The following is a 22,727-nucleotide window of genomic DNA, read 5'->3' as shown; positions in this document are numbered from 1 at the left end:
CCGAACCCGGAAGCTAAGCCTCTCAGCGCCGATGGTACTGCCCCGGAGACGGGGTGGGAGAGTAGGACGCCGCCGGACAACCATTCACGAACGGGGGTCGGAGCCTTTGGCTCCGGCCCCCGTTTCGCATGTCCGGCACACCACTCCGGCGCTCGAACGAGTGCCGTCCTTGCAACCGAGGTACTGACGACGACATGACTGCTCCCCGACGAGGCTCCGCCGGCCGTGGCCGGCCCGACGGCCAGGACCCGCGCGGCGGTGGACGCCCGCGGCGGGACGACCGGGGGGGTGGCTCCTCCGGCGGGGGAGCGACCGGCCAGCGCGGGTCCGGCTCCGGCCGGCAGGGCGCCCAGGGGCGCCGTGGTGGCCCCGCCTCGGGCGAGCGGAGCGGTCGACCGCTGGCCGGGGGTCGCAAGGCCGGAGAGCAGCAGGAACGCCGTCCTGGTGGCGACCGCGGTGACGCGGGGTGGCAGGACCGCCGTCCGGTGGCCGGTGGACGCTCGGAGGGCTCCTGGCGGGACCGTCGTCCCGGGAGTGGCCGTTCTGAGCGCTCCTGGCAAGAACGCCGTCCCGGCGCTGATCACACCGAGCGGACCGGCCAGGACCGCCGTCCCGGTGGCGAGCGCTCGGAGCGCTCGTGGCAGGACCGCCGTCCCGGCGGTGACCGCCCGCAGCGGTCCTGGCAGGACCGGCGTCCCGGGGCGGACCGCACCGAGGGCTCCTGGCGCGATCGCCGGACGGGGAGCGGCGACCGGCCGGAGGGGACGAGGCGGGATCGCCGTCCCACCGGTGACCGGCCGGGCGGCGACCGGAGCAGGGACGGCCGCGGAGCCGGCCCCCAGGGTGGCCGGTCCTGGGAGGACCGCCGGTCCGCCCGCCCGACGGACCGGGGCGAGCGGCCCGCCGGTCGGGACAGGGACCAGTCCGCGGGCCGCGCGAGCCGCCCGGCGGGCGCGGGACGCCCCGACCGGTCCGCTGGGGGCAACTGGCGCGAGCGTCGGCCGAGTGAGGACCGCCGCGGGCGCGCGGGCGGGCCGGCCCGGGTCGACCGCACGCCCCCGGCGCCCGCCGGCCCACCGCTGCCCGACTGGGCCGACGCGCGGGACCTCGACCCCGCCGTCCGGGCCGGCCTCCGGGGGCTGGACTTCCGCAACGCCGAGACGGTCGCGCGGCACCTGGTGGTCGCCGGTGCGCTCGTCGACGAGGACCCCGAGCAGGCGCTCGCCCACGCCCGGGCGGCGCGTGACCGGGCGTCCCGGATCGCCCTGGTGCGGGAGGCCGTCGGGGTCGCCGCCTACCACGCGGGGGACTACGCCGAGGCCTCGCGCGAGCTGCGCGCCTACCGGCGGATGAGTGGCGACCAGGGGTACCGGGCCGTGCTGGCCGACTGCGAGCGGGCGCAGGGACGTCCCGAGGTGGCGCTGCGGCTGGTCCGCGAGGCGCTGGCCGAGCGGCCCGACCGCGACGAGACCGTGGAGCTGCAGCTCGTCGAGGCAGGCGCCCGCCAGGACCTGGGCGAGGTGCCCGCAGCCCGGCTGGTGCTCGAGGGCGCCCTCGGCGGACGGCCCCGGCCCGAGCAGGTGGACTGGGACGACGAGCCCACCCGTCGACTGGCCATCGCCTACGCCGACCTGCTCACCGCCACCGACGACCCTGCGGCCGACGCCTGGCGGGAGGCCGTGGCCGCTGCCTCGCCCGAGGAGGACGTCGCCTTCGGCGAGGAGGAGCTGCCGGACGTCCCCGACATCGAGCCGGCCGGGGACGACGACGCCGTGGCGGCGGACGAGGTGGAGGTCGACGCGGGCGACGACGAGCTGGACTTCGACGCCGACGTCGAGCGCGAGGTGGCCGAGCTGCTCGGTGAGGTCGAGCCGCCCGCCGAGGGCGAGTCCGGGCACTGACCACCGACGATCCGGTCGCCGTCGTCCACACCGCCGCTGGGGGTCCACAGGCGTCGCCGCGCGCCTCCCGGGGGTCCACGGCCGGGTGAGGCTGCCGCCATGAGCGTGGCAGTCATCGACCGGAACGACGTCGTGCTCCGCGGGCGGCTCTCGGCCCCCGCGGAGCTCAAGGCCCTGCCGAGCGGGGACACGCTGGTGACCTTCCGCCTGGTAGTGCGCCGGCCCGAGCCCCGGGCGCGCGGGCAGTCGGTGGACGTGCTGACCTGCATCACCTACCACCGCGCGCTGCAGCGGCGGGTGGCGGCCTGGGAGGCCGGGGACGTCGTCGAGGTCGAGGGGGCGTTGCAGCGGCGGTTCTGGCGGACGCCGGGCGGCACGGCCTCGGCGTGCGAGGTCAACTGCCGGCGCGGTCGCAAGGTGCCACGCAGCGGCGCCGGGGGGACGGTGCGGACGGCGTGACCGGCGGAGGTCCGGGCGCCCGCCGGCGGTCAGTCCCCGTGAGGGCGCAGGACCAGCCCGGTCCGCGGCTTGGGCACGAACAGCGTCGACTTGCGCGGCATCCGGGCCCCCGCCCGCGCCACCGCGGCGACGTCCGTGGGGGAGGGCGGCCGCAGCAGCAGCGCCACCCCGTGGCGACGGTCGGCCAGGCCCAGCGTCTCGGGGACGTCGTGGGCGACGAGCACCGACCCCGGGTCGTCGGGCCGGCCCCACAGGTGCCCGATCAACCCGGTCGTGGCCAGCACGACGTCGAGGCCGCGCCAGGACGGCGGCGCCTCGGCCGGCACGGTCGCCCGGACCTCGGCCGACGGGTCGGACAGGCGCAGCAGCCGGCGGCCGTCGCTGAGCAGGAAGAGGCCCTCGGCCGAGGCGTGCGCGTGCCGGACGGCGGCCTCGACGTCGTCCGGGTCGGGACCGGCGAGGAGCTCGGTCACGGTGAACCCGCGGGCGGCGGCCTCCGCGGCCGCGTCGAGGGAGAGGTCGGGCACGACGCGGTGGATCGCCTCGACCCGCAGGCCACCGGCGCCCATCGGCGTGAGGAGCGCGAGCACCCGCGTGTCGCCCTCGGGACGCGTCCGGTGGAGCGCGCGGGCGGCGGCGAAGCGGTGGTGGCCGTCGGCGATCACCGCGCCGGTGCGGGCCAGGGCCCCGGGCACGCGGCGCAGCACCTCCCGGTCAGGAACGCGCCACAGGCGGTGCCGGACGCCGTCGGGATCGGTGACGTCCATCGTGGGCGGCCCGGCCGGCGCTGCCTGCGTCAGCTCGGCGACCTCCGGCTCCGGGTCGTGGGCCAGGACGATCGGCTCGAGGTCGGTGGCGGTGGCCGCGAGCAGCGCGCGGCGGCCCTCGACGGCGGCCGGGAAGGTGTCCTCGTGCGGCAGCACCGCCCGGCCACCCACGGCGCCGACGGCGACCGCGCCCAGCCAGCCGACCGTGGCCGCGCCCTCGACGGGCTGCATCTCGTACAGCCACAGGGCCGGTTCGTCGTCCCGGACGAGCACCCCGGCGTCCTCCCACTCGCGCAGCGTGCGGGCCGCGCGGGCCGCGGTGCCCTCGCCGGTGCTGCCGCCGCAGGGGCCGGTCGCCCCGGCCGTGCCGGGTCCGGACGTGCCGCCCGGCAGGATCAGGCGGACGATGTTGTGCGGATCGGCGGCAGCCAGCCGCTCGCGGCCGTCCGGCGTCACCAGGTCGTAGGCTGGCGAGCTCACGCGGGCCAGGTGCCCGGGGTCGTGGCGCCGGTAGGTCAGGGCCCGGAACGGACGGACGTCCAGTCCCGCCACAGCGTGGGGCAGGGGGCCCGCCGACGACGAGTGCACGACCGGATCGTAGGAGCCGTCGGCCGCGCACTGCCGCGGCAGCCGGGTCAACGGTCCCCGTCGGGCCTCGCACCGGCCGGCGCGCAGGTGAGCGGCAGGAGCGGGAGGACAGCGGTGTCGACAGCAGGCTCACCGGAGGACGACCTCCCGGGCGGGGGTGTGCCCGAGGGCGGGGTCTACGAGTGGTACCGGCGCGGCCTGGACCTGCTCAGCGGCGGCGACCCGGCGGCCGCGGCGACCCTGCTGGCCCGGGCGGCGGAGGCCGAGCCGGGCTCGCGCAGCATCCTCGAGGCACTGGCCCGCGCGCAGTACGACGCCGGGCGCTACCGCGACGCCATCGACAGCTTCGCCGAGCTCGCGGCGGTGAACCCCACCGACGACTACGCCCAGTTCGGGCTGGGCATGGCCGCCAGCCGGGCCGGCGAGCTGGGCCTGGCCGCCGAGCACCTCGCGCTCGCGGTGGCCATGCGGCCGGACCAGGCGCACTACGCCCGCGCCCTGCGCGGCGTGCGGGCCCGGCGGGCGTCCGGAGGGGGAGCGGCGTGAACGACCCGTCCGCGCGGCCGGCCCTCGCGGCCGGCAGCCCGCGGCCGCCGGCCGAGGTGTACGACGTCGCGCTGCTGGACCTCGACGGCGTCGTCTACGTCGGGCCGGATGCGGTGCCCGGCGTGCCGCGGGCCCTCGCCACCGCTCGCGAGCGGGGCATGCGGCTGGGCTTCGTCACCAACAACGCCGCCCGCCCGCCGGAGGAGGTCGCCCGGCACCTGACCGACCTCGGCGTGCCGGCCGGCGGCGACGAGGTCATCACCAGCTCCCAGGCGGCGGCCTCGGTCGTGGCCGGGATGCTCGGGCCGGGCGCGCGGGTGCTGCCCGTCGGCGGCCCCGGCGTCGCGGCGGCGCTGCGGGCGGCCGGGCTGACCGTCGTGGGCCGCGCCGAGGACCAGCCCGCCGCGGTGGTGCAGGGCTACGGCCGCGAGGTGGGCTGGGCGCAGCTGGCCGAGGCGGTGGTCGCCGTCCGCAACGGCGCCCGGCACGTGGCCACCAACGCCGACGCGACCATCCCCTCGCCGCGGGGCCCGCTGCCCGGCAACGGGGCGATGGTCCGCGTGGTCCACGACGTCACCGGCCGCGAGCCGCTGGTCACCGGCAAGCCGGACCCCGCGATGCACGCCGAGTGCGTGCGCCGGACCGGAGCCGAGCGCCCGCTGGTCGTCGGCGACCGGCTGGACACCGACGTCGAGGGCAGCCACCGGGCCGGCGCGGCCAGCCTGCTGGTCCTCAGTGGGGTCACCGTCCCCGCCACCCTGCTGGCCGCCGGCCCACTGCACCGGCCCGACCTGCTGGCCGCCGACGCCGGCGGGCTGCTGGTGCCGCACCCGCCGGTCGCCGCCGAGGACGGCGGGTGGCGCTGCGGGCGCTGGCTGGCCACCGCGGACGGGGACGGCCCGCTGGAGCTGCGCACCGGGGACGGAGACGGCGCCGGCGACGACCTGGACGGCCTGCGCGCCCTCTGCCTCGCCGCGTGGACGGGGCTCCCCGAGGGCGCTCCGGTGCGGGTGCGCGCCGCCGACGGTGAGGCGCGCCGGGTGCTCGCCGCATGGGGCCTGGCGGAGCGGTGAGCCGGCACGCCGGCACCCGGAGCCGGGGGAGCCGACGGGGCGTCCGGGGTCCCCTCGGGCGGCCCGCGGCGTCGTCCCCGGCCGGTACCCTCGCGGGCCAGGGGCGCTGCACCGCGTTGCCCCGTGCCCGCCGTCCGGCGACCCCGTTCCCCACTCCTCCCGAGAGGCCAGCGCCATGACCGAGCCGACCCGGCCGCGACCGGTCCCGGGCCCGCCGCGGCCCGGTCCCGCGGGCGTCCCGGCCCGGCCCGTCCCGGCGGGGCCGGTCGTCGACGCGGCGGCCGCCGACCGGGGCACCGACGCGTCCGAGCGGCCGGGGACGCGGTTCGCCGACCTGGCGCAGCGCCCGGTGGGGGAGCACGTCGCCGTCTTCGAGGCCGAGCACGACCGGCTCAAGCGCGAGCTCGGCACGATCGACCAGCTCTGATGCCGCGCCGCAGCCGACTCGACGCCGAGCTGGTCCGCCGGGGCCTGGCCCGCTCCCGCGAGCACGCCGTCGAGCTGATCACCGAGGGGCGGGTCGCCGTCGCCGGGCGCGCTGCCACCAAGCCGGCCACCGGCGTGGAGGCCGGCACGCCCGTCGTCGTCCGCACCGATCCCGACGAGCACCGCTGGGTGTCCCGCGGCGCGCACAAGCTGATCGGCGCCCTGGACGCCTTCGCCGTGCCGGTCGAGGGCCGCCGCGCCCTGGACGCCGGCGCCTCCACCGGCGGCTTCACCGAGGTGCTGCTGACCCGGGGCGCCCGCGAGGTGGTCGCCGTCGACGTCGGCTACGGCGAGCTGGCCTGGTCGCTGCGCACCGACGACCGGGTGCGGGTGCACGAGCGCACCAACGTCCGCACGCTGACCCCGGAGCAGATCGACGGCCCGGCCGCCCTGGTGGTCGCCGACCTGTCGTTCATCTCGCTGCGGCTGGTGCTGCCCGCGCTCACCGCCTGCGCCACCGGGGACGCCGACCTGCTGCCGATGGTCAAGCCGCAGTTCGAGGTCGGCCGCGAGCGGCTGGGCTCGGGCGGCGTGGTGCGGGACCCGGCGGCGCGCGCGTCGGCCGTGCTCGGGGTCGCCGAGGCCGCGGCCGCGCTGGGCTGGGGCACCGCCGGCGTGGTCGCCAGCCCGCTGCCCGGGCCGGCCGGCAACGTCGAGTTCTTCCTGTGGCTGCGCCGCGACGCCGGCGCCCCGGCCGAGGAGGCCGTGCGCCGCGCCGTCGAGGAGGGACCACGGTGACGCGAGGGACCGGCCGGGCGGGGACGCCCGTCCGGGGGGACGCTGGGGGCCGGCGGCGGACGCCGGAGCACAGGGCGCGGGCGGGCAGAGCAGCCCGGATCGAGGAGGACCGATGAGCGAGGCCGGCCAGGGCGGATGGCGCCCGGGAGGCGGGCGGCACGTGCTGCTGGCCGTGCACACCGGGCGGCAGGACATCACCGAGCTGGCCCGCAGCTCCGCCGCGCGGCTGGCGCGCGCCGGCATCACCGTGCGCGTGCTCGACGACGAGGCCGAGGCGCTGGGCATCGAGGGCGCCGAGGTGGTCCCCGCCGACGCCGAGGCCGCCCGCGGCGCCGAGATCGTCATGGTCTTCGGCGGCGACGGCACCTTCCTCCGCGCCGCGGAGCTCGCCCGCTTCAGCCACGCCGCGCTCATGGGCGTGAACCTCGGCCGTGTCGGCTTCCTCGCCGAGACCGAGCCGGAGGCGGTCGAGGAGACGCTGACGGCCATCGAGCAGTGCGAGTACTCGGTGGAGAAGCGGCTGGCCATCGAGGTCGACGTCCTGGACGCGGCGGGCAACGTCGTCGCCGGGACGTGGGGGCTCAACGAGGTGTCGGTGGAGAAGGCGGAGCGCTCGCGCGTGCTCGACGTCGTGGTCTCGATCGACGGGCGGCCGCTGACCAGCTTCGGCTGCGACGGCGTCCTGTTCGCCACCCCCACCGGCTCCACCGCCTACGCGTTCTCCGCCGGCGGCCCGGTGGTCTGGCCCGACGTCGAGGCGATGCTGCTGGTCCCCTCCAACGCGCACGCGCTGTTCTCCCGGCCCCTGGTGACCTCGCCCGACGCCGTGCTGTCGGTCGCGATCCCGCCCGACGGCAACCGCGCCCGGGTCTCCGCCGACGGCCGGCGCGCCCTCGACGTGCCCGACGGCGGCCGCGTCGACGTCCGGCGCGCGGCCCGGCCGGTGCGCATCGCGCGGGTGCACACGACGACGTTCGGGGACCGGCTGGTCGCCAAGTTCGGGCTGCCGGTGCGCGGCTTCCGCGAGGCCCGCCGGCACGACCCCGGCCACGAGTTGCGGCCCTCGCGCAACGTCCTCGCCCGCGACGTCGTGTCCTACCCGGGCAACGGCGACGCGGGCGTCCGGGAGGAGGTGCGCGGTGGCACCGCGGACCCCGACGCGTGAGCGCGCCGGCCGCGCGCGCCCCGCGCCGGCCCCCGACGCCCCCGTCCCGGCCGACGCCGACACCGACGGCGGCCGCCCGGCCGCCCGCCGCGAGGACGCCGCGCCGCGCAGCACGCAGCACCTCGGCCGGCTGACCGAGCTGCGCATCCGCGGCCTGGGCGCGATCGACGACGTCACCCTCGAGCTCGGCCGCGGCCTGACCGTGGTCACCGGCGAGACCGGCGCCGGCAAGACGATGGTGGTCACCGGCCTGACGCTGCTGTTCGGCGGCCGCGCCGACCCCGGCCGGGTGCGCGCCACCGGGCGGGCCGGCGTCGAGGGCCGGCTGGAGCTGCCGCCGGACTCCCCGGTGTGGGAGCGGGCGGCCGACGCCGGCGCCGAGCCCGACGACGACGGCAGCCTGATCCTCGCCCGCACGGTCAGCGCCGAGGGCCGCTCGCGGGCGCACCTGGGCGGGCGCAGCGTGCCGGTCGGCGTGGTCTCCGAGCTCGCCGAGGGCCTGCTGGCTGTGCACGGGCAGAGTGACCAGCTGCGGCTGTCCCGCCCGGCCGAGCAGCGGCACGCCCTCGACCGCTACGCCGGCGCCGCGCACCTGCAGCTGCTGGAGGACTACCGCGCCGCCCATGCCCGCTGGCGGGAGCTCGCCGCCGACCTCGACCGCCGCCGCGGCCAGGCCCGCGAGCTGGCCCAGGCCGCCGAGGTGCTGCGGCACGGGCTGGAGGAGATCGAGGGGCTGGCGCCCGAGCCGGGTGAGGACGAGGCGCTCGACGCCCAGGCCAAGCGGCTGGGCGACGCCGACGCGCTGCGCGCCGCGGTCGACGAGGCGCGGATGGCGCTGGTCGGCGACGTCACCGGCGACCTCGGCGCCGAGGGGCTGCCGCAGGACGCCACCGCGGCGCTGGCCACCGCCGAGCGGGCGCTGGCCGGCACCGACGACCCCGCGCTGGTCCTGCTCGCCCGCGACCTCGCCGACGCCGTCGCGGTCGTGTCCGACGTGAGCGTGCAGCTGGCCGGCTACGTCGCCGACCTGGACGCCGACCCCGCGCGGCTGGCCGAGGTGCTCGACCGGCGCGCGGCGATCACGGCGCTGGTGCGCAAGTACGCCGACCCGGGGGAGGGGCTGGCCGGCGTCCTGCGCTGGGCCGAGGACGCCCGCGCCAAGCTCGACGCGCTCGACGTCTCCGACGAGGCCCTCGAGGCGCTGGAGGCCGCCCGCGACACCGCCCGCGCCGAGGTCGACGACCTGGGCGCCCGGGTCTCCGCCGGCCGCCGCGCCGCCGCCGACGGGTTCGCCGCCGAGGTGGGCCGCGAGCTCGCGGGCCTGGCGATGAAGAGCGCGCGGGTGTCCTTCTCGATCGACAGCCACCCCGACCAGCCCGGGCCCGACGGCGTCGACGAGGTCGCGCTGCTCATGGCCGCCCACCCCGGCGCCCCGCCGCGGCCGGTGCACCGCGGCGCGTCCGGCGGTGAGCTGTCCCGGGTGATGCTCGCCATCGAGGTGGTCTTCGCCGGCGCCGACCCGGTGCCGGTGATGGTGTTCGACGAGGTCGACGCCGGCGTCGGCGGGCAGGCCGCCGGCGAGATCGGGCGGCGGCTGGCCCGGCTGGCCCGGGACCACCAGGTCGTCGTCGTCACCCACCTCGCGCAGGTGGCCGCCTTCGCCGACACCCACCTCGTGGTGGACAAGTCCCCGGACACCGCCGCGGGCGTCACCGCCACCGACATCCGCGCCGTCGACGGCGAGGACCGGGTGCGGGAGCTGGCGCGCATGCTGTCGGGCCTGTCCGACAGCGACACCGGGCAGGCGCACGCCCGCGAGCTGCTCGCCGTCGCCGCCGCGGCGCGGACCGCGTAGGAGACGGCCCGGTCGCACACGACCGGGTGGTGGAACGCAGGAGTGCCGATCACGCCACGGGGGTAGGCCGCCACCGTGCGCGCCGCCGATGCCCCGCTCCCGACACCCCTTGCCGCGGCTCCCGCCGCCCGGACCGCCGGGGGCGCCCGGTGAGCTGCTTCAGCTCCGCCGACGAGTCGGCGCACTACGGCTTCTCGGTCTGCATGCTGCTGCAGCAGTACCGCGAGCAGCTCGGGTGGGAGTCCGCGCCCGTGGTGGAGCTGGGCACCGGGGACGCCTCGGCGATCGCCGACGTGGTGGCGGGCCTGCCCGGCCTGCGCATCCGCAGCTACGACATCAGCGAGGACTCGGTGCGGGAGGCGCGGGCCAACGTCACCGAGCGCGGGGTCGCCGACCGCTACACCGTCGAGCTCGGTGACTTCTTCGACCAGGCCGACGCCGCCGGCGGGGAGCCGGTGACCACCGCGATCGCCAACCCGCCCTACATCCCGGCCCCCGACCGCGACATCCTCATGCCCGAGCTGTGGGGCGGCGTCCGCGGCAACGACCTCACGCTGCAGCTGCTCAAGGCCGGCTACGAGCACGTGATCACCGCGGTCGCCAGCTACGCCGACCCGGTCAGCACCGTCAGCACCGCCGCCGACCTCGGCTACCGGGTGGTCAACTTCCTCGCCATGGGCCTGGACTACGGGCCCTACAGCAGCGAGCCGAAGGTGCGCGAGCAGATCCGCCGGATCGTCGCCGAGGGCCGCGGCTGGTCCGGCGACGACGAGTACATGGTCGCCGTCGCGCTGTTCACCAGGGACCCGGACATCCCCGGCGACCGCGCCGACCAGCTGCTCCGGGCGCTGCAGTTGCCGGCCTGAGCGGGAGCGTTCAGCCCAGCGGCACGCACAGCGCGACCGGGTCGTCGGGGCACGCCCCGGCCGTCACGGTCACCTCGTCCCACGGGCCGGTGGCGTTCGACCCGGCCTCGTTGCGCAGCCCGGAGATCCGCAGCACCAGGTCGCTGGTGGGGACGGCGTCGCGCGCCACGACGTGCACGGTCGCCGAGGCGCCGTTCCCGGCCGCGGCGGACAGCCCGAAGCCGTCGCGGGTGGGCGTGGTGTCCCCGTCCCGGCACCAGCGGGCCGACGGCGACGACCCGACGAACACCGCGGTGCCCGCCCGCGGGGCGCCGCCGTCCGCGGCGGTGAGCTCCACGGTCGCGGCGAGCCCGGCCGCGGCGGACGTGTCGTCGGTGAGCTCGACGTCGACGGCGAGCGTCCGCACGGAGCCGTCGTCGGGCAGCGCGCAGTCCTGCGGGAAGGGCGGTGGCAGCGGCGGCAGCCCGACCGCCACCGCGGACCGGGGTGACCCGCACCGACCCGGTGACGTCCAGCTGCCCGGAGCGGTCGGCCAGCTCGGCCGCGGCCACCTCGACCGGCGCCGGCGGCGGCGGGACGTACGGGCCGGGCTCCGGGCTGCTCGAGACGACCGGCCGCTCCTCGTCCGGCGCCGCGACGGCGACCAGCAGGCTGCAGCCGGAGCCGGCGAGGGCGGCGAGGACCGCCCCGGACAGGACGGCGGCCGGTCGCCACAGCGCGCGCGGCGCGCAGCCTGGCAGGCGCAGGCGGGTTCCGGAACCGGGCAGTCAGCGGCGCTTCGCGTAGCCGGCCAGGCCGAACTGCAGCAGCGACAGCCCCCGGCGGCCGGAGCTGCGCAGCTCCTCGGCCAGCTCGGGACCGGTGACGCCGGCCAGCACCCGGTCGCGGGCCAGCTCGAGCAGCCGCCCGTAGAGCGCGGTGACCGCCGCGGCGGTGAGCTCGGGCTCGACCGCGCCGTCGCCGGCGCCGGTCTCGGCGCGGATCTGCGCCGCGAGCGCCGCGGTCAGGTCGCCGAGGATCTCCCGCTCGCGGGCCTGCAGCGTCCGCGAGCCGCGGACGATGCGCGCCATCGCGGCCACGCCCTCGGCGGCCTCGGGTGCACCGAGCATCGACATCGCCCGGACGACGAAGGTCCCCGCCGCCGCGGCCACCGACTCCCCGGCCGGCCGGGTGGCGACGGCGTCGAGCAGCGCGGCGCGCATCGGCGGGTCGGCCGCGAGGACCAGCCCCTCCTTGACCGGGAAGTGGTTGAAGACCGTCTTCTCCACCACGCCCGCGCGCTGCGCGATCTCCACGACGCTCACCGCGTCGAAGCCGCGCTCGGCGAACAGCTCGGCGGCGGCGTCGACGATCCGGTCGTGCGTCTCCCGCCGGCGGCGCTCCCGCACGCCCGAGCCGCGCCGCTCCCGCCGGCGCGCGGCCCGGCGCTCCCCGGCCGGCGCGTCCCCGGGCCGGCCCGCGGGGGTGACCGGCGGGCCGGGCGCGGGCGCCGGGCTCCCGGGGACCGCACGGATGTGGGGGGGAGCCGTCGACTCCGGCTCTCCCTCCGCGGCCCCGGTTCGGGTCGCCGGGATGCTGGCAGCAGGAGCCCCACGTGTCACAGCGGAGAACGCTAGACAGCATCGCGGGCAGATGGAGCGGGGCCGGTGGGGCGTGCGTGCCGGGCGTGTCGCGTCGGCCGTGGTGTCGGACACCCTGCGTGACCAGGCCGTTGCAGTTGCGCGTCGGAGGACTGCCGCCGACGGCGTGCGTGGGACCATCAACCAATGCGCATCGGCACCCTGCGACGGAGCCGGGCCCAGGAGGCGGCACCCGGGGTGGGCGGCACCGTCCGGCTGGACCGTCGCACGAAGAACCTCACCAAGCGCCTGCGGCCCGGCGACGTCGCCGTCATCGACCACGTGGACATCGACCGGGTCAGCGCCGACTCCCTCGTCGCCGCCCGGGTCGGCGCCGTCGTCAACGCCGCCCCCAGCATCTCCGGCCGCTACCCGAACCTCGGCCCCGAGATCATCACCGCGGCCGGCATCCCCCTCGTCGACGGCGTCGGCAAGGACGTGTTCGGCGCGCTCAAGGAGGGCGCGCAGGTCCGCGTCGACGGCGACACGCTCTACGGCCCCGACGGTTCCGCGGTCGCGAAGGGCACCGAGCAGACGCCGGAGACCGTCGCCACCGCGATGGCCGAGGCCAAGGCCGGGCTGTCCACGCAGTTGGAGGCGTTCGCCACCAACACGATGGAGTACATGAAGCGCGAGCGCGCGCTGCTGCTCGACGGCGTCGGCGTCCCCGACGTGAAGACCGCGATCGAGGGCCGGCACGTCCTCGTCGTCGTCCGCGGGTACGACTACAAGGAGGACCTGCAGGCGCTGCGGTCCTACATCCGCGACTACCGGCCGGTGCTGGTCGGCGTCGACGGCGGCGCGGACGCGCTCATCGAGGCCGGTTACCAGCCGGACATGATCATCGGCGACATGGACTCGGTCAGCGACCACGTCCTGAAGAGCGGCGCCGAGGTGGTCGTGCACGCCTACGTCGACGGCCGCGCCCCCGGCCTCAAGCGCGTGCAGGACCTCGGCGTCGACGCGATCACCTTCCCGGCCGCGGCGACCAGCGAGGACATCGCGATGCTGCTGGCCGACGAGAAGGGCGCCAAGCTCATCGTCGCCGTCGGCACGCACGCCACGCTGGTGGAGTTCCTCGACAAGGGCCGCGGCGGCATGGCCTCGACCTTCCTCACCCGGCTGCGGCTGGGCGGCAAGCTCGTCGACGCCAAGGGCGTGAGCCGGCTCTACCGCAGCCGCATCTCGACCGCCGCGCTGGTCGTGCTCGTGCTCGCCGCGCTGGTCGCCATCGTCTCCGCCCTGGCCGTCACCACCGCCGGGCGGATCTACTTCGACCTGCTGGTCGACCAGTGGGACAGCTTCGTGTTCTGGTTGGAGAACCTCTTCTCGTGATCGACTTCCGGTACCACCTGGTCTCCCTGATCGCGGTGTTCCTCGCGATCGCCCTGGGGCTGGTGATCGGCGCGACCCAGCTGTCGGGCCCGCTGCTGGACAACCTGCAGGGCCAGGTCACCTCCCTGCAGGACGACAAGCGCGCGCTGGAGGACACCACCCAGGACCTGCAGACGCAGGTCGACAGCAGCCAGGCCTTCGAGTCCGCCGTCGGCCCGGCCCTGGTGCGCGGCGCCCTCACCGGCCGCAGCGTGCTGCTGGTGCAGGCCTCCGAGGACGTCACCACCGACACCGTCGAGGAGGTGACCGCGCTGGTCACCGAGGCCGGTGGCACCGTCTCCGGGCAGGTGTCGCTGGCGCCGGAGTACAGCGACCCGGCCAGCGAGGCGGGCCTGCAGAGCTACGTGACCGGCCCGGGCCGCCCGGCCGGCGTCGCGCTGCCCGAGACCGACGACACCGGCCAGCTGGTCGGCGCGCTGCTCGCCCAGGTCCTCATGATCCCGGCCGAGGGCGCGCCGGCCCCCGACACCGCCGCGGTGTCCACCGTGCTGGCCGGGCTGTCGGCGCTGGAGGTCCTCTCCCAGGACTCCGCGTCGGTGACCCCGGCCGACTTCGCGGTGGTGCTCACCGCGGGCGAGCCGACCGGCGACGACGCCGCCGACCGCAACGACGTCGTGCTCGACCTGGTCACCGCCCTCGACGCCGCGGGCTCGGGTGCCGTGGTCGCCGGCGACGCCGCGTCGGCGGGGGAGGCCGGCCTCGTGGGCGTCGTGCGCGCCGACCCCGAGGTGTCCGCGGCGGTCTCCACGGTGGACAACGTGACCAGCCCGTCGGGCCAGATCAGCACCGTGCTGGCGCTGGGTCGCGAGCGCGAGGGCACCTCCGGCAAGTACGGCACCGGGGAGGACACCCAGCCGGTCCCGCCGGTGCCCGCCACGACGCCGTGACCCCGCGCCGGGTCCTGCTCGCCCTCGCCGGTGCGGTCGCGGCCCGGGCCGGCCTCGCCGGGGCCGCCGCGGTCACCGCCCGCCCCGCCGGCGCCCCGTGGCGGCGGACCAACTACGCGGGGCGACCGGTGACCCTGCTCGGCGGCCCGGCGCTGGCCGCGGCCGCCACCGCCGGCGCCGTCCTCGGCGCCCCGGCCGGCACCCGCGGCGCCGCCGCCGTCGCCGGGGCGGTGGCCGGGCTGGTCGGCGGCTACGACGACCTCGCCGGCGCCCGTCCCGAGCAGGCGCGCGACAAGGGCCTGGCCGGGCACGTCGCCGCGCTGCGCGCCGGGCGGGTCTCGGCCGGCGCGGTCAAGGTCGCCGGGATCGGCGCGGCCGCCGCCGTCACCGCGCTGCTCACGCGCCGGGACCGGGGGTTCGCCGACGCCGTCCTCACCACCGGCCTGGTGGCCGGCACCGCCAACCTCGTCAACCTGCTCGACCTGCGCCCCGGCCGCGCCGCCAAGGCCGGCGCGATCGCCGCCGCGGCGGGCCTGCGCGGCCCCGCCGGCGGCCTGGTCGCCGGCCCGCTCGGCGCGGCGCTGGCGGTGCTGCCGGCCGACCTCGGCGAGCGGGTGATGCTCGGCGACGCCGGCGCCAACGCCCTCGGCGCGCTGCTCGGCCTGCGGGCCGCCGCCGTCCCCTCGCGCCCGGCGCGCGCGGGCCTGCTCGCCGCGGTCACCGCGCTCACCCTCGCCAGCGAGCGGGTCAGCTTCACCCGGGTCATCGAGGCCACGCCGGGCCTGCGGGAGCTCGACCGGCTCGGCCGCCGCCCGGCGTGAGCGCGGGACCGGCGGTGCGCCCGCCCGGCCGCCGGGTCGCGCAGGGGGTCGCCGGCGCCGCCGCGCTGATCGCCGTCCTCACCGTGCTGGCCCGGCTGGCCGGGTTCGGGCGCACGCTGGTCTTCACCAACGCCGTCGGCGCGGACAGCACCGGCGACACCTACACCGCGGCCAACACCGTCCCCAACATCGTCTTCGAGGTGGTCGCGGGCGGGGCGCTGGCCTCCCTGGTCGTCCCGATGCTGGCCGGGGGCATCGCCGCCGGCGACCGCGAGCAGGTCCGCCGCACCGCCTCGGCGCTGCTGGGCTGGACGCTGCTGGTGCTCGTGCCGCTGGCCGCGCTGCTCGCCCTCCTCGCGCACCCGGTCGCCGAGCTGCTGCTCGGCGGCGGCACGCCCGCCGAGGTCGACCTCGCCGCCCGTTTCCTGGTCGTGTTCGCGCCGCAGGTGGTGCTCTACGGCCTCGCCGTCGTCGCCACCGGCGTGCTGCAGGCCCACCGCCGCTTCGCCTGGCCGGCGCTGGCGCCGCTGCTGTCCAGCGTCGTCGTGGCCGCCGCCTACGCCGCCTTCGCGTGGACCGACGGCGGTCGGGAGGTGCAGGACCTGACGACGGCGGGCGAGCTGGTGCTGGGCGTCGGGACGACGCTCGGCGTGCTGGCGCTGGCCCTGGCGGTGCTGGTGCCGGTGCGGCGGCTGCACCTGGGGCTGCGGCCCGCGCTGCGCTTCCCGGTCGGGGTGGCGCCGCAGGTGCGCCGGCTGGCGGTCGCCGGGGTGCTCACCCTCGCCGGGCAGCAGCTGGTGGCCGCGGTCGCCATCCGGCTGGCCGGCGACGGCCCCGACGGCACCCAGGTCGCCTACACCGCCGGGCTCACGCTGTTCCTCGTGCCGTGGGCCGCGGTCGCGGTGCCGCTGGCCACCTCCGCCTACCCGCTCATGGCCGAGCGCGCCGCCGTCGGGGACCTGCCCGGTTACCGCCGCGCGCTGGCGCCGGTCACCGCCCTGGTCGTGGTCGCCAGCGCCGCGGCCGCCGCGGTGCTGGCCGCCGTCGCCGGGCCGATGGCGCGGGTGTTCCTCGTCGACGGCGGCGACGACCGCGTGGCCGCGCTGCGCGACGCCGTCGTCGCCTTCGCCCCGGGCCTGGTCGGCTACGGCCTGGTCGCCGTCCTCACCCGCGCCCTGTACGCCCGCGGGCTGTGGCGGGCGCCGACGGCGTGCGTCCTCGGCGGGTGGCTGCTCGCCGTGGCCGCCGACGTCGTCCTGTCCACCGTGCTGCCGGCCGCCGACCGGGCGCTGGCCCTGGCCGCGGGGCACAGCGTCGGGGTGACCGCCGCGGGTCTCGGCCTGCTCGTCGTCACCGCGCGGACGGCGGGGCCGGCCGGGCTGGCCGGGCTGGCCCGCCTGGGGCTGCCCGCGCTGCTCGCCGCCGGGGCGGGCGCGGCCGCCGGCCTCGCGGTCGCCCGCGCGCTCGGCGCCGACCCGGTGCCCGGCGGCTCCCTGGCCGGCGCGGTCGGCGCCGGCCTGCTGGCGGCCGCGACCGTGACCGCGGTGGCGGCGGCGGTCATGATGGGGACGGCGCGCCGCCCCCTGACCGCGGCGGTGCGCGCGCTGCGGACGCCCGGGGGGACGGAGGTGCACGGTGGCTGAGGCCCGACCGCTGGCCGGCCGCCGGGTCGCCGAGGTGCTCGCCACCAGCACCGGCGGCGTCGGCACCCACCTGCGCTCGGTGCTGCCCGCGCTGGCCGGCGCCGGCGCCGGGGTCACCGTCTGCGGGCCCGCGGCCACCGACGCGCTGTTCGGCTTCTCCGCCGCCGCGGCGTTCACGCCCGTGGAGATCTCCGCCGGGCTCGACCCGCTCGCCGACACCCGCGCGGTGCTCGCGCTGCGCCGCGCCACCGCCGGCGCGGACCTGGTGCACGCCCACGGGCTGCGCGCCGGCCTGGTCGCCGCCGCCGCGGCGCGCGGCGCGCGCCGCCCCCTGGTGGTCACCCTGCACAACGCGCTGCCCGAGCGCTCCGGCCCGCTGCGCCGGGTGCTGGCCGCCGCCGAGCGGGCCACCGTCCGCGCGGCCGACGTCGTGCTGGCCGCCTCCGGCGACCTCGCCGACAACGCCCGCCGCCTCGGCGCCCGCGACGTGCGGGTGGCGCCGGTGTCGGCGCCCGCGCTGCCGCCGGCCCGGCGGTCCCGCGACGAGGTCCGCGCCGGCCTGGGGCTGGCCGACGGCCGTCCGCTGGTGCTCGCCGTCGGCCGGCTGCACCCGCAGAAGGGCTACGACGTCCTCCTCGACGCCGCCGCGGCCCTGACCCCAGGAGCGACCGACGGGCCCCGGCCCCTGGTCGCGATCGCCGGCGACGGGCCGCTGGAGGCCGAGCTGTCCGCCCGGATCGCCGCACAGCGGCTGCCGGTCACCCTGCTCGGCCGCCGCGACGACGTCGCCGACCTGCTGGCCGCCGCCGACCTGGTCGTGCTGCCCTCCCGCTGGGAGGCGCGCTCGCTCACCGCCCAGGAGGCGCTGCGCGCCGGCACGCCGCTGGTGGCCACGCGCACCGGCGGGCTGCCGGAGCTGCTCGGCGACGGCGCGCTGCTCGTGCCCCCCGGCGACGCCGCCGCGCTGGCCGGCGCGGTCGCCGACCTGCTGGCCGACCCCGCCCGCGCCGCCGCGCTGGCGCAAGCCGGGCGGGCGCAGGCGGCGGGCTGGCCGGACGAGGCCGCCACCGCCCGCACGCTGGTCGCCGTCTACCGCGAGCTGCTGGGGCCCGCGCGGTGAGGCGCGCCGCCGTCCTGCTCGCCGTGCTCCTGGGGCTGCTCGCCGTCGGGACGCCCGCGGGGGCGGCGGAGGACGCCTGGCGCGCCGACCGGGTGCTCGTCGTCGGCGTGCCCGGGCTGGTGTGGGACGACGTCGACCCCGAGCGGACGCCGGCCCTGTGGGAGCTGGCCGACACCTCGCCGGTCGGGGCGGTGTCGGTGCGCGCGGCCCGCTCCACCACCTGCCTGCTCGACGGCTGGGCCACCCTCGGCGCCGGCAACCGGGCCCGCTTCCCGGCGCCGGACGAGATGCTGCCGATGGTCCCCCTGCCCACCGTGCCGCTGCCGGGGGAGACGCCGGGCGCCCCCGGCGGGCCCGGCGCGGCCCCGTCGCAGGAGCCGGTGCCGGCCGGGCCGCCGGCCAGCCCCGAGCTGTCGCACTGCGGGCTGCAGGAGCGGCTGGCGGAGGCGGGGCTGGCCGATCCGCTCAGCGCCGTCCGCGCGGTCGCCGAGGACGACGCCAGCGCCCGCTTCGGCGCCGAGCCCGGCGCCCTCGGCGCCGCGGTCGGCTGCGCGACCGTCGTCGGCCGGGCGGCGGCGCTGGCCGTGGCCGCGCCCGGGGTCGGGCTGACCCGCGAGGACGCGCTGCCGGCGGACCCGGCGGCGCTCGCCGCGCTGCTGCAGCCCTGCCCGCTCACCCTGGTCTCCCTCGACGGCCTGGTCGACGCCGGCGTCCCCGCGCCCGAGGGCAGCGAGACCGGCACCGACCCGGTCTCCCGCGATGCCGCGCTGGCCGCCGTCGACGGGCAGGTGGCCCGGCTGCGCGCCGCCGTGGACACGCTGCCCGGCGAGACGCTGCTGCTGGTGCAGGGCGTCTCGGAGGTCAACGACGGCCGCCCGCAGCTGCACGTGGGCATCGCCTCGGGCCCCGGCTTCACCGGGCCGGGCTGGCTCACCTCGGCGAGCACCGGCCGGGCGCCGTTCACCCAGCTCATCGACGTCGCCCCGACCGCGCTGCGCGCGCTGGGCCTGGCGCAGCCGGCGTCGGTCAACGGCCAGCCGCTCACCGTCGCCGGGGGCCACCCGGCCACCGCGCAGGCGGTCGCGGAGCTGGCGCGGGCCAACACCGCCGCGGTCACCCACCACCGCAGCACCGGCACGTTCTTCGTGGGCCTGGTGGCGGTGCAGGCGGCCGTCGTCGTCCTCGGCGTGCTGGTGCTGGGCCTCACCCGGGGCGCGCGGCCGCGTGCCCGGCTGCGACCGGTCCTGGAGGTCGCCGCGCTGGCGGCCGCGGCGCTGCCGGTGGCCACCTACCTGGCCGGGCTGCTGCCCTGGGAGCGCGCCGGCGCGCCGCGGTGGGCGCTGGCCGGCGCGCTGCTGGTGGCCGACGCCGTGGTGGTCGCGGTCGCGCTGCTGGGGCCGTGGCGGCGGCGCCGGGGCGGGCCGGCGCTGGCGGTGCTCGCGGTCACCGTCGGCACGCTGGTCGCCGACGTGCTCACCGGCTCGTCGCTGGAGCTGGACGGGCTGCTCGGCTACGACGCGATCGTCGCCGGGCGGTTCACCGGCTACGGCAACCTCAGCTCCGGACTGCTGTCGGCGGCCGTGCTGGTCGGCACTGCCGTCGTCGCCACCGCGGCCGGCCGCCGCGCCGGCGCCGGGCGGGACGACGGCGGGCGGCGGGCCCGGCGGGTCACCGGCGCCGTCGTCCTGGGCGCCGGGCTGGTCACCGTGGCGCTGGTCGGCGCGCCGGGCCTCGGCCGCGACTTCGGCGGCGTCCTCGCGGTGCTGCCCGGCTTCCTGCTGCTGGCGATGCTGCTCACCGGCGTGCGGGTGACCGCGGTGCGGCTGGCCGCGGTGTTGGCCGCCGGGGTGGTCGCGGTCGGGACGCTGGCGTTCCTGGACTGGCTGCGGCCGGCCGCCGAGCGCAGCCACCTGGGCCGGTTCGTCGAGCAGCTGCTCACCGGCGAGGCGTGGACGGTGGTCAGCCGCAAGGCCTCGGCCAACGTCGACATCCTGCTCGGCAGCGCGCTGGCCTGGATGCTGCCGGTGGCGCTCGTGGCCGCCGTCTGGCTGGTGCGCGGGCGCCGGCCCGCGCTGCTGCGCGGCCCCGGCCTGCTGCGCGACGGCGGCTCGGGGCTGCGCCCCGCCGACGCCGCCGTGCTGCGCGCCGGGCTGGTCGCCGCGGCCCTGAGCCTGGTCCTGGGCGCCGCCGTCAACGACTCCGGCGTCGCACTGCCGGCGACCGCCGCGGCGCTGCTCGTGCCGCTGCTGGTGACGCTGGCCGCGACCGCGCCGGGCGGGCGGGGCGGGCCCGCCGGTGGCCGGGGCGAGGATCCCGACCGTGTTACGGTGGGTTCCCGTGGGTCGACCTGGAATGCGTGATCGCGGGCTCCTCCACAACTCCCAGCCGACGAAGTTCGTCTTCGTCACCGGTGGAGTTGTCTCCTCTCTCGGCAAGGGCCTGACGGCCAGTTCCCTCGGCGCCCTGCTGTCCGCCCGCGGCCTGCGGGTGACCATGCAGAAGCTGGACCCGTACCTCAACGTGGACCCCGGGACGATGAACCCGTTCCAGCACGGCGAGGTCTTCGTCACCGAGGACGGCGCCGAGACCGACCTCGACGTCGGCCACTACGAGCGGTTCCTCGACACCGACCTCGGCCGGCGCTCGAACGTGACCACCGGGCAGGTCTACTCCGACGTGATCGCCAAGGAGCGGCGCGGCGAGTACCTCGGTGACACCGTGCAGGTCATCCCGCACATCACCAACGAGATCAAGTCCCGCATCCTCGCCGCGGCCGAGTCCGGCACGGACGACGACCAGGGCGTCGACGTCGTCATCACCGAGATCGGCGGCACCGTCGGCGACATCGAGTCGCTGCCCTTCCTCGAGGCCGCCCGGCAGGTGCGCCACGAGATCGGCCGGGACAACTGTTTCTTCCTGCACATCTCGCTGGTGCCCTACATCGCGCCGTCGGGGGAGCTGAAGACCAAGCCGACGCAGCACTCGGTCGCCGCGCTGCGCAACATCGGCATCCAGCCCGACGCGCTGGTCTGCCGCGCCGACCGGGAGATCGGCACCGGCCTCAAGCGCAAGATCAGCCTGATGTGCGACGTCGACGCCGAGGGCGTCATCTCCTGCCCCGACGCGCCGTCGATCTACGACATCCCCAAGGTGCTGCACCGCGAGGGCCTGGACGCCTACGTCGTCCGCCGGCTGGGCCTGCCCTTCCGCGACGTCGACTGGACCGTGTGGGGCGACCTGCTCGAGCGGGTGCACCGCCCGAAGCAGACGGTGACGATCGCGCTGGTCGGCAAGTACGTCGACCTGCCCGACGCCTACCTGTCGGTCAGCGAGGCGCTGCGCGCCGGCGGCTTCGCCCACCGCGCCCGCGTGCAGATCCGCTGGGTGCCCTCCGACGACTGCCAGACCCCCGAGGGGGCGGCGGCCGCGCTGTCCGACGTCGACGGCGTGTGCGTCCCCGGCGGGTTCGGCGTGCGCGGCATCGAGGGCAAGCTCGGTGCAATCCGCTACACCCGCACCAACGGCATCCCGACGCTGGGGCTGTGCCTGGGCCTGCAGTGCATGGTCATCGAGTACGCCCGCAACGTCGCCGGGCTCGAGCAGGCCAACTCCGCCGAGTTCGACCCCGACACCCCCGACGCCGTCATCGCCACCATGGCCAGCCAGGTCGACGTCATCGCCGGCGAGCGCGACCTGGGCGGCACCATGCGGCTGGGCAGCTACCCGGCGCACCTGCTCAAGGGCTCGCAGGCCGCGGCGGCGTACGGCTCGACCGAGATCACCGAGCGCCACCGGCACCGCTACGAGGTGGCCAACGCCTACCGCGACCGGCTCTCCGACGCGGGCCTGGTGTTCAGCGGCACCTCGCCCGACGGCCTGCTGGTCGAGTTCGCCGAGCTGCCGCGCGAGGTGCACCCGTTCTTCGTCGGCACCCAGGCCCACCCGGAGCTCAAGAGCCGGCCCACCCGCCCGCACCCGCTGTTCGCCGCGTTCGTCGACGCGGCCATCGACCGCGCCGAGTCGGCCCGCCTGCCGGTGCCGGTGGAGGCCGAGGCCGAGAAGGTCGGGATCTGAGGTGACCGAGCCGGCGGCCGACGGCGACTACCGCGTCCTCGGCACCGAGACGGTCTACGAGGGCCGGGTCATCACGCTGGTCAAGGACACCGTCGCCATGCCCGGCGGCGGCGACAGCGTGCGCGAGGTGGTCCGCCACCCGGGCGCCGTCGCCGTCGTCGCGCTGGGCGACGACGGGCGGGTCGTGCTGCTGCGGCAGTACCGGCACCCGGTGGGCGGCTACCTGTGGGAGCTGCCGGCCGGCCTGCGCGACGCCGACGGCGAGCCGCCGCTGGAGACGGCGAAGCGGGAGCTGGCCGAGGAGGTGCGCATGGCCGCCGAGCGGTGGTCGCTGCTCACCACCAGCTACAGCACCCCGGGCTTCTGCGACGAGCAGGTGCTGGTCTACCTCGCCGAGGGCCTGTCCGACGTCGACCGGCCCGAGGGCTTCACCGTGGAGCACGAGGAGCTCGACATGACCGTCGAGCGGGTGCCCCTGGACGACGCGGTGCAGCGGGTGTTCGACGGGCGGATCCGCAACGCCGCCGCCGTCATCGGCCTGCTCGCCGCCGCCCAGCACCGCGCCGCGGGCCCGCGCCTGCGCCCGGTCGACGCCACGTAGCGGCGCCGGCTCCCCGGGGGGGGGGGGGGGGGGGGGGGGGGGGGGGGGGGGGGGGGGGGGGGGGGGGGGGGGGGTGGGGCTGCGTCGGGGCCGCCGCGGCCTCACGGGGGGGGCGGCCCCCCC

General features: G+C 78.2%; 20 protein-coding genes and 1 rRNA gene. 18 read left to right on the top strand and 3 right to left on the bottom strand.

Going from position 1 to position 22,727, the window contains the following annotated elements; all coding sequences use genetic code 11:
* The 3 genes from rrf to ACI796_RS22775 form a co-directional block, all read left to right on the top strand.
* A 5S ribosomal RNA gene (gene rrf, locus ACI796_RS22785) occupies nucleotides 1–78 on the top strand; the annotation flags it as partial.
* A 1,100-nt stretch (nucleotides 79–1,178) separates the two neighbouring features.
* Nucleotides 1,179–1,901, top strand: coding sequence for a tetratricopeptide repeat protein (locus ACI796_RS22780; RefSeq protein WP_456943495.1), 723 nt, complete (start codon nucleotides 1,179–1,181; stop codon nucleotides 1,899–1,901).
* Between the two features lie 99 nt (nucleotides 1,902–2,000).
* On the top strand, nucleotides 2,001–2,360 hold the full coding sequence (locus ACI796_RS22775; RefSeq protein WP_456943494.1) for a single-stranded DNA-binding protein: 360 nt from the start codon (nucleotides 2,001–2,003) through the stop codon (nucleotides 2,358–2,360).
* A 29-nt stretch (nucleotides 2,361–2,389) separates the two neighbouring features.
* Here ACI796_RS22775 and ACI796_RS22770 read toward each other — a convergent pair whose 3' ends face one another.
* A complete protein-coding gene (locus tag ACI796_RS22770) occupies nucleotides 2,390–3,679 on the bottom strand; it encodes a DUF1015 domain-containing protein (RefSeq protein WP_456943496.1) in 1,290 nt (429 codons plus the stop codon).
* Nucleotides 3,680–3,829: 150 nt separating this feature from the next.
* Here ACI796_RS22770 and ACI796_RS22765 point away from each other — a divergent pair, with 150 nt between their 5' ends.
* The 7 genes from ACI796_RS22765 to ACI796_RS22735 all read left to right on the top strand — a co-directional run bounded on the left by ACI796_RS22765 (nucleotide 3,830) and on the right by ACI796_RS22735 (nucleotide 10,444).
* A complete protein-coding gene (locus ACI796_RS22765; protein WP_456943493.1) occupies nucleotides 3,830–4,261 on the top strand; it encodes a tetratricopeptide repeat protein in 432 nt (143 codons plus the stop codon).
* Complete coding sequence (locus ACI796_RS22760) at nucleotides 4,258–5,334, top strand: HAD-IIA family hydrolase (protein WP_456943492.1); 1,077 nt, start codon at nucleotides 4,258–4,260, stop codon at nucleotides 5,332–5,334. The genes ACI796_RS22765 and ACI796_RS22760 overlap by 4 nt, the downstream gene beginning before the upstream one ends.
* A 175-nt stretch (nucleotides 5,335–5,509) precedes the next feature.
* On the top strand, nucleotides 5,510–5,761 hold the full coding sequence (locus tag ACI796_RS22755) for a hypothetical protein (RefSeq protein WP_456943491.1): 252 nt from the start codon (nucleotides 5,510–5,512) through the stop codon (nucleotides 5,759–5,761).
* Nucleotides 5,761–6,558, top strand: a complete 798-nt coding sequence (locus ACI796_RS22750; protein WP_456943490.1) for a TlyA family RNA methyltransferase — start codon at nucleotides 5,761–5,763, stop codon at nucleotides 6,556–6,558. The genes ACI796_RS22755 and ACI796_RS22750 overlap by 1 nt, the downstream gene beginning before the upstream one ends.
* Nucleotides 6,559–6,670: 112 nt before the next feature.
* Entirely contained in the window at nucleotides 6,671–7,723 is a 1,053-nt protein-coding gene (locus tag ACI796_RS22745; RefSeq protein WP_456943489.1) for an NAD kinase, read from the top strand.
* Nucleotides 7,698–9,578: a DNA repair protein RecN gene (gene recN, locus ACI796_RS22740; RefSeq protein ID WP_456943488.1), complete on the top strand. Its 1,881-nt coding sequence runs from the start codon at nucleotides 7,698–7,700 to the stop codon at nucleotides 9,576–9,578. Before ACI796_RS22745 ends, recN begins: the two co-directional genes overlap by 26 nt.
* A gap of 149 nt (nucleotides 9,579–9,727) precedes the next feature.
* Nucleotides 9,728–10,444 (top strand): methylase, encoded by a 717-nt coding sequence (locus ACI796_RS22735; RefSeq protein WP_456943487.1) that lies wholly within the window; start codon nucleotides 9,728–9,730, stop codon nucleotides 10,442–10,444.
* A gap of 10 nt (nucleotides 10,445–10,454) precedes the next feature.
* Here the strand turns inward: ACI796_RS22735 and ACI796_RS22730 are convergent, their stop codons facing one another.
* Together ACI796_RS22730 and ACI796_RS22725 are read right to left on the bottom strand one after the other, a co-directional pair.
* Nucleotides 10,455–10,919, bottom strand: a complete 465-nt coding sequence (locus ACI796_RS22730; RefSeq protein ID WP_456943486.1) for a hypothetical protein — start codon at nucleotides 10,917–10,919, stop codon at nucleotides 10,455–10,457.
* 292 nt (nucleotides 10,920–11,211) lie between these two features.
* Complete coding sequence (locus tag ACI796_RS22725; RefSeq protein WP_456943485.1) at nucleotides 11,212–11,832, bottom strand: TetR/AcrR family transcriptional regulator; 621 nt, start codon at nucleotides 11,830–11,832, stop codon at nucleotides 11,212–11,214.
* A 378-nt stretch (nucleotides 11,833–12,210) separates the two neighbouring features.
* Between ACI796_RS22725 and steA the strand changes: the two genes are divergently transcribed.
* Genes steA through ACI796_RS22685 form a run of 8 tightly spaced genes read left to right on the top strand, consistent with a single transcriptional unit; the run spans nucleotide 12,211 to nucleotide 22,604 of the window.
* Nucleotides 12,211–13,398 carry a putative cytokinetic ring protein SteA gene (steA, locus tag ACI796_RS22720; protein WP_456943484.1) on the top strand — a complete coding sequence of 396 codons (1,188 nt, stop codon included), beginning with the start codon at nucleotides 12,211–12,213 and terminating at the stop codon, nucleotides 13,396–13,398.
* Nucleotides 13,395–14,345 (top strand): copper transporter, encoded by a 951-nt coding sequence (locus tag ACI796_RS22715; protein ID WP_456943483.1) that lies wholly within the window; start codon nucleotides 13,395–13,397, stop codon nucleotides 14,343–14,345. The genes steA and ACI796_RS22715 overlap by 4 nt, the downstream gene beginning before the upstream one ends.
* Nucleotides 14,342–15,166 (top strand): hypothetical protein, encoded by an 825-nt coding sequence (locus ACI796_RS22710; RefSeq protein ID WP_456943482.1) that lies wholly within the window; start codon nucleotides 14,342–14,344, stop codon nucleotides 15,164–15,166. The genes ACI796_RS22715 and ACI796_RS22710 overlap by 4 nt, the downstream gene beginning before the upstream one ends.
* Nucleotides 15,163–16,809, top strand: coding sequence for a murein biosynthesis integral membrane protein MurJ (gene murJ / locus ACI796_RS22705; protein WP_456943481.1), 1,647 nt, complete (start codon nucleotides 15,163–15,165; stop codon nucleotides 16,807–16,809). The genes ACI796_RS22710 and murJ overlap by 4 nt, the downstream gene beginning before the upstream one ends.
* Nucleotides 16,802–17,929, top strand: a complete 1,128-nt coding sequence (locus ACI796_RS22700; RefSeq protein WP_456943480.1) for a glycosyltransferase family 4 protein — start codon at nucleotides 16,802–16,804, stop codon at nucleotides 17,927–17,929. Before murJ ends, ACI796_RS22700 begins: the two co-directional genes overlap by 8 nt.
* On the top strand, nucleotides 17,926–20,289 hold the full coding sequence (locus ACI796_RS22695; protein WP_456943479.1) for a hypothetical protein: 2,364 nt from the start codon (nucleotides 17,926–17,928) through the stop codon (nucleotides 20,287–20,289). Before ACI796_RS22700 ends, ACI796_RS22695 begins: the two co-directional genes overlap by 4 nt.
* The gene (locus ACI796_RS22690; protein ID WP_456943478.1) at nucleotides 20,267–22,003 is read left to right on the top strand and encodes a CTP synthase; all 1,737 of its coding nucleotides are present in this window, start codon (nucleotides 20,267–20,269) and stop codon (nucleotides 22,001–22,003) included. Before ACI796_RS22695 ends, ACI796_RS22690 begins: the two co-directional genes overlap by 23 nt.
* Nucleotide 22,004: 1 nt before the next feature.
* Nucleotides 22,005–22,604 (top strand): NUDIX domain-containing protein, encoded by a 600-nt coding sequence (locus ACI796_RS22685; RefSeq protein WP_456943477.1) that lies wholly within the window; start codon nucleotides 22,005–22,007, stop codon nucleotides 22,602–22,604.
* Nucleotides 22,605–22,727 lie beyond the last annotated feature (123 nt).

The organism is Geodermatophilus sp. SYSU D00525 (genome assembly GCF_054050475.1).
The sequence above is the reverse complement of the archived record's forward strand: the minus strand, read 5'-3'. Positions and strand labels throughout refer to the sequence as shown.